At 33.1% G+C, this 12,174-nt stretch carries 11 protein-coding genes; 1 reads left to right on the forward strand and 10 read right to left on the reverse strand.

Annotated elements, in window-relative coordinates; translation table 11 throughout:
* Positions 1–140 precede the first annotated feature (140 nt).
* Complete coding sequence (gene proC, locus ABEY15_RS05390) at positions 141–947, forward strand: pyrroline-5-carboxylate reductase (protein ID WP_429888944.1); 807 nt, start codon at positions 141–143, stop codon at positions 945–947.
* A gap of 119 nt (positions 948–1,066) precedes the next feature.
* Here proC and tpx read toward each other — a convergent pair whose 3' ends face one another.
* The 10 genes from tpx to ezrA all read right to left on the reverse strand — a co-directional run bounded on the left by tpx (position 1,067) and on the right by ezrA (position 11,980).
* Entirely contained in the window at positions 1,067–1,567 is a 501-nt protein-coding gene (tpx, locus tag ABEY15_RS05395; RefSeq protein WP_056472180.1) for a thiol peroxidase, read from the reverse strand.
* Positions 1,568–1,658: 91 nt separating this feature from the next.
* Positions 1,659–2,102, reverse strand: a complete 444-nt coding sequence (ytfJ, locus tag ABEY15_RS05400; RefSeq protein ID WP_429888945.1) for a GerW family sporulation protein — start codon at positions 2,100–2,102, stop codon at positions 1,659–1,661.
* Positions 2,103–2,114: 12 nt separating this feature from the next.
* Positions 2,115–2,744 (reverse strand): DUF2953 domain-containing protein, encoded by a 630-nt coding sequence (locus ABEY15_RS05405; protein ID WP_069034621.1) that lies wholly within the window; start codon positions 2,742–2,744, stop codon positions 2,115–2,117.
* Between the two features lie 183 nt (positions 2,745–2,927).
* Complete coding sequence (locus tag ABEY15_RS05410) at positions 2,928–4,502, reverse strand: amidohydrolase (protein WP_429888946.1); 1,575 nt, start codon at positions 4,500–4,502, stop codon at positions 2,928–2,930.
* A gap of 110 nt (positions 4,503–4,612) precedes the next feature.
* Positions 4,613–6,187 (reverse strand): acyl-CoA synthetase MbcS, encoded by a 1,575-nt coding sequence (gene mbcS / locus ABEY15_RS05415; RefSeq protein WP_429888948.1) that lies wholly within the window; start codon positions 6,185–6,187, stop codon positions 4,613–4,615.
* 318 nt (positions 6,188–6,505) lie between these two features.
* A complete protein-coding gene (locus ABEY15_RS05420; RefSeq protein WP_429888950.1) occupies positions 6,506–7,378 on the reverse strand; it encodes an aldose 1-epimerase family protein in 873 nt (290 codons plus the stop codon).
* Between the two features lie 140 nt (positions 7,379–7,518).
* A complete protein-coding gene (locus ABEY15_RS05425) occupies positions 7,519–7,725 on the reverse strand; it encodes a small, acid-soluble spore protein, alpha/beta type (protein WP_429888952.1) in 207 nt (68 codons plus the stop codon).
* A gap of 81 nt (positions 7,726–7,806) precedes the next feature.
* Positions 7,807–9,036, reverse strand: a complete 1,230-nt coding sequence (gene thiI / locus ABEY15_RS05430; protein WP_429888954.1) for a tRNA uracil 4-sulfurtransferase ThiI — start codon at positions 9,034–9,036, stop codon at positions 7,807–7,809.
* Positions 9,037–9,040: 4 nt separating this feature from the next.
* Complete coding sequence (locus tag ABEY15_RS05435) at positions 9,041–10,183, reverse strand: cysteine desulfurase family protein (RefSeq protein WP_429888956.1); 1,143 nt, start codon at positions 10,181–10,183, stop codon at positions 9,041–9,043.
* A 96-nt stretch (positions 10,184–10,279) separates the two neighbouring features.
* The gene (gene ezrA, locus ABEY15_RS05440) at positions 10,280–11,980 is read right to left on the reverse strand and encodes a septation ring formation regulator EzrA (RefSeq protein ID WP_429888958.1); all 1,701 of its coding nucleotides are present in this window, start codon (positions 11,978–11,980) and stop codon (positions 10,280–10,282) included.
* Positions 11,981–12,174 lie beyond the last annotated feature (194 nt).

Genomic DNA, 12,174 nt, shown 5'->3' on the forward strand with positions numbered 1-12,174 from the left:
TTTCTTTACAATTTCTATTTTACAAAAAATAATTCCTTGTGGATATCCATACATTATTTTTTTTTAATAATGTATTATTTGGTAATATTTAACCCCTCCTGTATAATTCAATTTATTAAATATATTGGATGTGAGAACAGATGAATAAGAAGATTGGTTTTATTGGTTGCGGTAAAATGGCTCAAGCTATGATTGGTGGGTTAATTGATTCGAATGTAATTGAAAAGCATCATATTTATGTAAGTGCAAGGTCTAATGAAACACTTGTAAAAGTGAAAGATTTATATAATGTTCACACATTAAATAATAATGTCGATTTAGCAATGCAGGTTGATTATTTGTTTTTAGCAGTTAAACCTGATTTATATCCAACTATTATTGAGGAAATTAAAGAAGTTGTTTCAAGTAATTCTGTGATCATTACGATTGCCGCTGGAATTACTCTAGAAGGTGTTGAGAAATCTTTCGGTAAAGAGGTTAAAATCGTTAGAACGATGCCAAATACTCCTTCATTAGTTAGAGAAGGCATGAGTGCACTTTGTCATAATCAAGTAGTGACCAATGTAGAGTTAAGTGAAGTAATGGAAATTTTCAATAGCTTCGGAAAATGTGAATTAGTAAATGAAAAATTAATGGATGCGATTCCTGCTGTTAGTGGTTCTTCTCCAGCTTATGTTTACTTAATGATCGAAGCTTTAGCAGACGGAGCTGTATTACAAGGTATAAAGCGCGACCAAGCATATAAGTTAGCTGCTCAAGCAGTTTTAGGTGCAGCAAAGATGGTACTTGAAACTGAATTACATCCTGGAGAATTAAAGGACCAAGTTTGCACACCAGGTGGTGCAACAATAGAAGCGATTGCCGAATTAGAAAAACAAGGCTTCCGCTCATCTATTATTTCTGCTATGGAACGTTGTACCGAGAAATCAGTGTCTTTAGGTAAATGATCTTGGCTACAGTCTTAATATGCACACTGAGGCATTCATATTTGTGAATGCTTTTTTAATGCAAAAAAACTGCCGAGATTTACTCGACAGCCTTTTACCTCTTAATAGAGCTATTGTTATTATTTTGCAGCTTTTACAGCTTCGATTGCTGCTTCATAGTTTGGATGAGTTGTACCTTCAGCTACATACTCAACGTAAGTAACAACGTCATTTGAATCTACTACGAATACTGCACGAGCTAATAAACGTAATTCTTGCATTAAAACACCAAATGCTTCACCAAAAGATGCATCACGGTGATCAGAGTAAGTATGTACATTTTCTAAACCACTTGCAGCACACCATCTTTTTTGTGCGAATGGTAAGTCCATTGAAATTGTTAAAACTTCAACGTTTTCTACGTTTGATAATTCTTCGTTAAAACGACGAGTTTGTGCATCACAAATTCCAGTATCTACAGAAGGTACTGCGCTAATTAAGCGTACTTTACCAGCTGAAGCCTCTAAAGTTACAGGGCTTAAATCATTTGCTAATACAGTAAAGCTTGGAGCTTTTTCTCCTACTTTTACTTCTTGTCCAATAAGAGTTACTGGATTGTTTTTAAATGTTACAGATGCCATGATATTTCCTCCCAAAATTACAAAATGTTCACAACATTTATCTTACTGGAAGGAAACCTTGAATGCAATTAACTTTACTTAAATTTTATATTTAATCTAAATCTGTATCAAAAATTGCTTCATCATCAACTGAATTATCTTTTTTCTTCATATATTTTTTTGCTTTTTCAAGCGCTTGTGGCGCTAAATCCATCAGCTTTTCAATCAAATGCGTGTTTTGATCTAAGTGAAGCAATTTTACTCCATCTTTGTTAACAATTAGAAATGCAATTGGAGTAATTGATGCACCTCCACCTGTACCTCCTCCAAATGGATGTGGGCTTCTTACTTCAGCTTCTTTAACACCATCTACTAAATGGTAATTTCGGAATTCACTTCCACCAGCTGCAAAGCCAACCCCTACTTTTGATACGGTTAAGATTAAACTTCCATCTGGTGTTGAAATTGGATCACCAATAATTGTATTTACATTAATCATTGCTGATAAATTTTCCATTGCCGCGTGCATTAAGTCTCCAATAGGATGTTGACTCATTGTTAATCACCTCTAATTAGTTTCGATTGGATGTGTTGCTTTAAAGTCTTTTCTAGTTTTTAAATATGCTTTAAGTAATAATAATCCCGCAAAGACTGCCTTTCGTACCGAAAATGAAAACCGTATCTTACCAGTAGTTTCCATTACGGATGTATAATAATTAGGCGTGATATCTATAGTTGGCGGATGATGTACTATCGTAAATTTCTTTAATAAGTTTTCAAAAATTCCGATTGCACTATAAGCTGTTCCAATTGATATCCCTGTTAAAGCAGAATTTCCGACACCAAAATGAATGTGATAAGTTAAATTGTAAATTTGTACAGTGTTTAAAAATTTTGTAATGATAGTATGTCCGTTGGAGTATAAATTTATGAAAAAATCAATTTGTTGAAAGACAGACAAATCCCTTTTTTTCTCTAAATCTGATACGTCCTCCTTTACCTCTTTCGGTCTCTTTAATGGAATCGTAAAGGCGAAATGCAATAGGTTGTTCAAGATAGACAGTTTAATATTCATAAATCGTTCTTCATTTGTATAAACGGATAAAATATTAACTTTCATATTTATAAACAGGACGAAAATGATTAACAGTAAAACAACGATTGCAATAAAAATTAGAATAGAGTATATGTAAAGCAAAAAACCACCCTTTTTTGTATCAGTATGGGCAAACCAACTTCTGAATAAACAAAAAGAATGGTAAAATTACATACCATTCTTTTCGAGAAGTAAATATAAGATTTTTGAACTTTGTTGATAAATTCTAGTTGTTTGTTGATAATAAACAATTTCTATGACACACTCGCTTGTCCTTTTCATAACTTACTCATGACTTTTATAGACAATATTTCCTCGGCAAATAGTTTCACTACATTTAACATACAGTAGATCATCTTTTTCTAACTCAAATGGATTTTCGTCAAATAAAATAAAGTCAGCTAAATATCCTTCTTTTATGAAACCTCTTTTATCTTCTTGACGAAACGAAGCCGCACTATCAATCGTATAAAGTTTAATTGCTTCATATAGGCTAATCGCTTCTTCGATATTATACGCAATCCCGTTCTTTGCTTTTCGGGTAACCGCTGTATATATACCTTGCCACGGATTAATTGTATCAATCGGAGTATCGGAACCATTTGCTATAGCGATTGATTCTTTTAGCAGTGTTTTAATTAAATATGCATATTCATTTCGGCTTTCACCAATACGTTCTACTAGCCAAGGGTAATCGGCATATATAAATGAGGTTTGTACATCTACAACAATGTTTAATTCTTTCATTTCCTCAATTAAATTTGGAGATAAAAGTGCACAATGTATAAATCGGTCAGGTAGCTGAGTTTGATTAGGATATTTTTTTACAACATCAATGGCTTGCTTGACTGCTAAATCTCCAATCATATGAAATGCTATTGGCAATCCATTTCCACGTGCTTTTTTTGTAATTACTTCTAATTTTTCTGGAGAAGTCACTTGTAATCCTGTTATGCTTTGATCGTCGTCATAAGGTTTTTGTAACAGTGCAGTGCGACCACCAAATGAACCATCAATAAATGCTTTAACGCCTCCAAATGATACATTCTTATTACCATTATGTAATCTTCCTTTGACTTCATCCAAAGTCGTATGGTGAATTAAAACATGAGTATGAAATGGAACTTCATTTAATAATTGCTCATATAAATCTATCACTAAATTTGCGTTTCCATAATATGATAAATCCTCTGTTACCGCTCCAATAATACCGTATTGGTAACAATCTTTAATTGCGGAAATGATTGCTTTTGACAAATACTGATCGTCAGGTGCTGGCATCGCTTTAATGATTAAATTGACAGCTTCATCATATAATAAACCGTTTAAACGACCATCCTCAAGGCAGCCAATTTGTCCTCCTTCGACTTGCATATGTTCATTTATTGCTGCATGACTAAGTGCAAGAGAATTTACAAAGTAGACATGTCTACAAGTTCTCTTTAATACAAGTGGATTTGTGCTTGATAAACTATTTAAATCGTCTATACGGAATACTGCTTTTGATTCCCATTCGTTTTCATTCCATCCTTCCCCGACAATCCATTCATTCGGGTGCGCGTCCTTTACAACTTTTTTCATTCGATCAAGCATCTCGTCATATGATTGACACTTTGATAAATCTACACGATTCATCGCTTCACCATGACCAATTAAATGCAAATGGCTATCTATAAAACCTGGAAAACCGATTTTTCCGTTACAATTAATTTTCTCAAATTGTTCACCGTCTAAAAAAGAAAGCAAAGCCTCATATGTTCCTGTTTTTAAAATATGTTCATTTTCAGTAATGATTGAATCTACCGTTTTCCCTTCACTTTCCATCGTATAAAATAAACCATTATGCCAAAGCTTCTTCATTTCATTCCACCATCCGTTCATTAACTAGATTCGTTTAGTATTTTGCAAGATAAATTGTCCCAAAATCAAAAAAAGAGGGAATTTTCCCTCATTTTAACATAAGTATTTATTTAATTCGATTCACGTAATTGTTCCATCGCACGTAATTCTACTCGGCGAATTTTACCAGATGTTGTTTTTGGTAGCTCTTGCACAAATTCAATTTTACGCGGATATTTATATGGAGCAGTAATTTTTTTCACGTGTTCTTGTAGTTCAGATACTAAGTCATCTTGATTTGAAGCATTTTCAGTCAAAACAACAAATGCTTTAACAACATTACCTCGTAATGGATCTGGGCTAGCAACTACTGCACATTCTTTTACAAGCTTATGTTGTACTAACGCATCTTCTATTTCAAAAGGACCAATTGTATAACCAGAACTAATAATTATGTCGTCACTACGTCCATCAAACCAATAGTAGCCATCTTCATCTTTTTGAGCTCGGTCACCAGTTAAATAGTACTCACCTTTTCTTTGTGCTTTTGTACGTTCCATATCATTATAATAATGTTTAAATAGTGCTGGAGAGCTTAAATGTACTGCGATATGCCCTACTTCATTAACCCCGATTGGATTTCCTTCATCATCAACGATTTCAACTAAGTTTCCTGGCGTTGGAATACCCATTGAACCTACTTTTGCTTTAATATCCTTCATTGTTCCGATTAATAATGTATTTTCAGTTTGTCCATAACCATCTCTTACATCAACATTGAAATGCTTTTTGAATGTACGGATTACTTCTTGATTCAAAGGTTCTCCTGCTGATACAGCACTTCTTAATGTAGGTAATTGGTATTGATCTAGATTTTCAACCTTTGCCATAAAACGGTATTCGGTTGGAGTACTACAAAATACTGTTATATTTTGCTCCTTTAGTAATGTTAGGAAAGTATCTGCATCAAATTTCCCTTCATAAAAGAACCCCGTTGCCCCGCTGCCTAATGTCGCTAAAAATGGACTCCATATCCACTTTTGCCATCCTGGACCTGCAGTTGCCCATACAGTATCATCTTCTGTCACATCTAGCCAATTTGAAGCAACTGTACGAATATGGGCATACCCCCAACTGTGAGTGTGTACAACCCCTTTAGGATTGCCAGTCGTTCCTGACGTATATGAAATAAACGCTAAGTCATCACTTTTAGTTTCCACAGTTAATACATGTGCTCCACTAATTGCTTGGTCATTTAATGAAGTCCACACGGTTTGTTGATTATGAATAGTAAATAATTTGTATTTTCCAGTTTTAGCTATCTCGCTAAAAGTACCTATATATTCATCATGCGATACAATCGCTTTTACTTCACTATGTTCAAGACGGTATTGAATATCTTTAACCGTTAACATTTCAGATCCTGGGATTACTACACATCCAATTTTTAAAATAGCTAAATAAACTACATAAGTCTCAATACATCTTGGCATCATGACAAAAAGTTTGTCCCCTTTTTCGATGCCACTATTTTTAAATGTAAAAGCATATTGGTGAACTTTATTATAAAGTTCCTTATATGTTAATTGATGGGATTCTCCATTTAGGTCAACCCACTTTAACGCCACTTTATCAGTTGAAGCAAATTTTTCAATTTCCCAAACGAGATTATATACTTTTGGAGCGATTAGACTTGTACTGTTCATCTTAGTTAGTCCCCCTTTTGATCATTACTAAAATTATATTTTGAATTTTGCAAAATAGAATAATAATGGTTTCGTTAATTGTATAGTCAATTCCTGCTATTTTTCGACTATTTTTCAGAAAATTTAAACAAAAACTCACAAAAAAAATAAACTATCTAAAAATGATAGTTTATTTCACGCTGTTGAAAAGCTACCCTGTCAATTAAATTACCAGATTTTCGTAAAAGGAGTAGAGTGATGTTGATTAAAAAAAGTCATTAATAAAAACCTGATCAAATAGCCTTTTCTAAACACCTCATCAAGTACCTTTCCTGTAAATCAATCACTTTCAACTGTAATACTGTATGTACAAGTAAATGTTTCATTTGGATTTAGCATTTGAATACCAAGTCTATTTTTCATTTCTTTTACAGGGCCGATTTCATCTGCAATTCCATACCACGGTTCAATACATAGAAAAGGTGCTGTTTGTGTAGTCCATATTCCAACGTATGGAAACCCTTCAAAATGAACTTTGATTATATTACGATGATTTTTCGAACGAATTGTCAGCTCGTTTTTATTAAGTTTTTCAAAAATTAATGCATCATCCTTAAACAGTTCTCGAGTTAATGGTAAGTTTTTTATATTTTGACCGATTAGTTCTCTTTTGCCACTTCGATATGATCCTTCTAATTTAATTGTTTCTAATCTTTCTTCCTCTTCAAACTGTAGGTAATAATCCTCAAAAGTTTCATCTTCCAAGACAGGAATGTTAAACGCTGGATGAGCCCCTATTGAAAATGGCATTGATTTCTGATCATTATTCGTTACAACATATTTAATAAAGACCGTATTGTTCTTAATCTTATAATTAATATTTAATGAAAATTGGAATGGATATTTTAAAAGCGTTTGTTCACTGCTGATTAACTCATAGTTGATATAGTCTTCTTTCATTTCAGTTAATTGAAAATCCATATCTCTTGCAAAACCATGTTGAGAAAGCTCATAGACTTTATTATCTATTTTATATTGATTATCAATTAATTTACCTACATTTGGAAATAAAACAGGTGCATGTCTTCCCCAATAAGCTGGATTAGCATTCCATAAATAATTTAAATTATCTTTTTTTGTATAGATCCCCGTCAACTCTGCTCCCTGTGATTTAGTTGTAATTTTAATAAATTCATTTTCAATATATGACATGAACAGGTCTCTCCTTTAATTTATTCCCTCTATTATAGCAAAGTTAATCTTAAATATTAAATCAAGCGAAGAACAGGTAGAACAAATAGAAAAGAGGTAGGTTTTACCCTACCCCTTAATCCATAATTATTTAAATTTTATTATCGAGAATATCCACCAAGGCTTTGTTCAGCCATTTGTACTAAACGCTTTGTGATTTCACCACCAACAGATCCATTCGCACGAGAAGTTGTATCAGGGCCAAGGTTTACACCAAATTCTGTAGCGATTTCATACTTCATTTGGTTTAAAGCAGACTCAGCACCAGCTACTACTAATTGATTGCTATCTGAATTATTTCTTGCCATGTGTTGTCACCTCCTTGTGAGTATAGAGTGTGATAAAACACATATCTTCATTCATATTTTCGCTGGTAATTTTTAGTAATTTTATAAAAGTGCGTCGATATCGATTTCTTCTTCTTTTGTTGACGTTTGATTTCGAATCATCTCGTTCTCAAAAATGATTGATTCTCTATTAACTACAGCTTCATTTATTAGTTCTGTAAAGTCAAAATGCCTCTCGTAACGGGCCACTTTATCACGTTTTGGTTTTGTAGTTGGATTAGCTGGAGTAAAAATTGTACAGCAATCCTCATAAGGTCTAATACTGATATCATACGTATCAATTTTTTTAGCAATATCCATGATCTCTAATTTATCCATAGCTAATAGTGGTCTTAAAACTGGATAATTAGTTACTTCATTGATTGTATGCATACTTTCTAATGTTTGGCTTGCCACTTGACCTAAACTTTCACCTGTAGCTAAAGCAAGTGCTTTTCGATCAACAGAAACTTGCTCTGCAATTCTAAGCATAACACGTCTCATAATTGTCATTGTGTAGCTTGCTGGCATTTCTTTATGAATTGCTTTTTGAATTTCAGTAAATGGAATAACATGTAAAGTCACGCGTCTACAATATCTAGTAAGTTTACTTGCTAAATCAATAACTTTTTGTTTTGCACGATCACTCGTAAAAGGAGGACTTTCAAAATGAATCGCTTCTATTGACACGCCTCGTTTTAACAACATGTACGCTGCTACTGGGCTATCGATTCCTCCAGATAGTAATAACATAACTTTTCCGCCAACTCCAACTGGATAGCCACCCGCACCGAATTCTTCTCCACAAGTAATATATGTAGCATCATCACGCACTTCTACTCGAACAGCTACATCTGGCTTATGAACATCTACAGTTAAGTGGTCTGTGTTTTGAAGAATATACCCACCTAGCTCGCGATTTAACTGTGGCGTGTTTAATGGAAATTGTTTATAACTACGTTGCACATTAACTTTAAACGTTTTAACACTATCACCAAGCTCGTTAATAGCCTCAAGAGCACCTTTTTTAATTGCATCTAATTCAGTATCAACTTTTCTAGCATAACTAAACGTATGAATTCCGAAAACTTCTTTAAGATTGGCAGCAACCTTCTCATGGTCTTCACCATTTAATTTTATATACATACGATCACGCGTTGCAGTGATTTTAATTTTTTCAAAAGCTTTTAATCGATTTCGAACATTTTCTCTTAAAATACTTGTAAATCGACCACGATTTTTTCCTTTTGTAGTCATTTCTCCATAGCGAATTAAAATATATTCTACATTCATGCTGTTACCCCATTACTTTATATAAATTTTTAATTACTTCTTTAATTATTTTGTTAAACTGCTCTACTTCACTCATTGTATTTTCATAAGAAAGACTTATTCTGACAGCACTACTTGCTACTTTTTCACTCTTACCCATACTTTGTAGTACTCTGCTTATCTCAAAAGTTTTAGAAGAACATGCTGATTTTGTAGAAATAAAAACATTTTCTTCAGATAGAGCATGGACAATTACCTCAGGCTTTAATCCTACAAATGAAATATTTATGATATGAGGAGCAAAATCTGATTGTGGTGAGTTCAATACAGAGTAGTCAATTATCTCTAAATTTTGAATGAGTGCGTTTCTCATGTTATATAGGTGATTATTCATTGTTTTCTGTTTTTCTAGCGTGATTCTTAGCGCTTTTGCCATCGCAACGATTCCTGCTAGATTTTCCGTTCCCGAACGAATCTCTCGTTCCTGTGAACCACCTGTCATTAAAGATGATAATGTTACACCTTCTCTAATATATAAAATTCCAGTTCCTTTTACACTATGAAATTTATGACCAGAAATAGATAATAAATCGATTGCAGCTTGTTTAATATTTAATGGTACTTTCCCTACCCCTTGAACCGCGTCAACATGGAAAAATACTTTTGGATAATCCGTTAATAATCGACCAATTTCGGCTATCGGTTGAATTGCTCCTGTTTCATTATTTACATGAATGACAGAAACTAATATCGTATCATCTCTTAACGCATTTTTTAATTGGTCAACAGAAATAAACCCATCTTCGTTTGGGGATAAGTAGGTTACTTCAAAACCTAGATCTTCTAATTGTTTATAAGCTTCATAAATTGACGGATGTTCTATTTCAGTCGTAATTAAATGCTTCCCTCTTGAACGATGCATCATGGCAGTTCCTTTTATTGCTAAATTATTCCCCTCTGTTCCACCAGATGTAAAGATGATCTCTGAAGGTTGAACTGACAAAAGCTCTGCAATTTGGTTTCTAGCTTTTGAGAGTAATTGCTCTGAGCGTCCACCTAGCTTATGAATCGAAGAGGGATTACCAAAAAACTGGTCCGAAACAGTAATATATGTGTCTAATACCTCTTTATAAGGTTTAGTAGTCGCGCTATTATCAAAATAAATCATATTTTTTTCGTACCTCCATATTGCTTGAGTCCATTTTTCATTATATCTGAAAACAGACGAAACCCCTAAGATTTACATCTATAGGGGTAGTGTGTACTATTGTTCATTTAGTATTTCTTGTAATTTATCGATTGCACCAGGTTCAATTTTTTCAATTGAAACGGCAGCTTCTTCTAGAGCTTCGTTATATTGAAATTCTCTAAATAATTGCTCTGCCTTGTCCATTGACGTTGCCATTTGTACATTTTTACTTCTATAGCGATTTCCATATTGTATCACTTTCTCTACGAAATATCCTTGCTCAATCATATATTTCGTATCATTATAGCAAACATGTACAGCAGTTGCCGCTTTTTCTAGTAAAAATGATACATGCGTCATTTTTAATGGCTTTTTCTCTAATTCCAAATAAACAATTTGCATACTTTCTTGAGCGTCTTGTATTTGTTTCATAGAGGAAACTGGCATACCAGGTAAATTAGAAATTTGAACAAGACGTTTGACCTCTAACATTAACCGTTTCATTTCAATTAATTGATCACGAGCTTGTAATTCATCTTTTCGAAGTGCTTTTAGCATTTCAACATACATCAAATGAGATTCTTTAACATCTTCCATTTGCTTTTTTAATAAATCTAATTCTTCTCTTATTACAGAAAATGCAAGATCTTGTTCTGCTACACGGATCTGCAATAATTCAAAGCGCTTCGTAATGATACTTACTTGCTTTTCAACCATTTTTTGAGCTTGAGTATCTTCATCACTTAATTCATAAATTTGCTGAACTAATTGAGTCTCTTCTTTTGTTTTTAAATTATCTTCTCGAATACTTTGAATTTCTTCCTGAGAAGTCCATATTTCTTTTTCTACTACAAATTTACTCTCTACTTCTTTTTCTAATAAATCATAGATTGAATCGACTTTTGCTTTCACAAATTCAAGCTTGTCATTCGCTTCTGTGATTTCTAGTTTTTTAATTAATTCGACACAGTCGATACATATTTTAGAACAATCAATTGTTTCATTTTCTAATGCTTCAAAATCAAGCACATATCCGTCTGCTTTCATTTGCTTTAAACCATCAGTTAAATTATGTATTTGAGAGGGCATTGTAGTAGAAGATTCAATATATAAATCCGGAATGATTTGCATATTTGTTTTCAGTATATGTACTTGATCAGCAATTTCTTTCACTAAGCCTCTTGCTTCTAAATAGTTTCCTTTTTCAGTTGTGTCATTAAATAATTGGATTTGTTGTTTGATATCATCCATTTTTTGTTCCAACTGAGTTTCAGAAATTGAATATAAATGACGATGAGTTAATAAAAGCTTTCTTTGCTCAAGATACTCTTGGTTTAACATTTCAATATCCGAATTATTTTGTTCTTCACTACCTACTAAGTCGCTTACCTCATTTAGAATTTTATCGATGCTTGATTCAGCTTCAGTTAGGCTTCCCTCAATTTCACTAATCCCTGCTTTAGCTTTCATGAAATGATATTTATTAATTGCCTCATCTATTTCTGAGATGGAATCAGTTACTTTCGGTAAAAAAGTTGTAACTAGTTCATCCCAATCGGTTCTCCATTTATCAAAAAGCTCTTCCGTTTGGCCGGTCATATTTAAAGCCTTTAGCTTTGAAAGTTCATCCGTAACTGGCTTACTCATTAACTGCATTCTCCACGCTTCAAGTTCATCGAGTTTTTTGAATAAACGTTGTCGAATTGTTAAGGCTACAATCATTAATGCGATAACAATAGCTATTACGACTAAAATTACATAGAATGTCATTGTCATTTTCCCTGATGTACCTCCTTTTACTGCCATCTGAATCTATTTATTTGTACGTTATTTTTTGAATTAATAAATCGCTCTTTATTTAGGTCATAGTTAATAATAACATGATAAAGTTGATTTTTGGCTTAATTTTTTCAATTTTTTCATATTTTTATCAAACTATAATAAATACTGTAAAAGCTTGTAGAAATTTC

It is taken from the genome of Gottfriedia acidiceleris (assembly GCF_050457485.1).
In the GTDB taxonomy this organism is placed as follows: Bacteria; Bacillota; Bacilli; order Bacillales; family Bacillaceae_G; genus Gottfriedia; species Gottfriedia acidiceleris_D.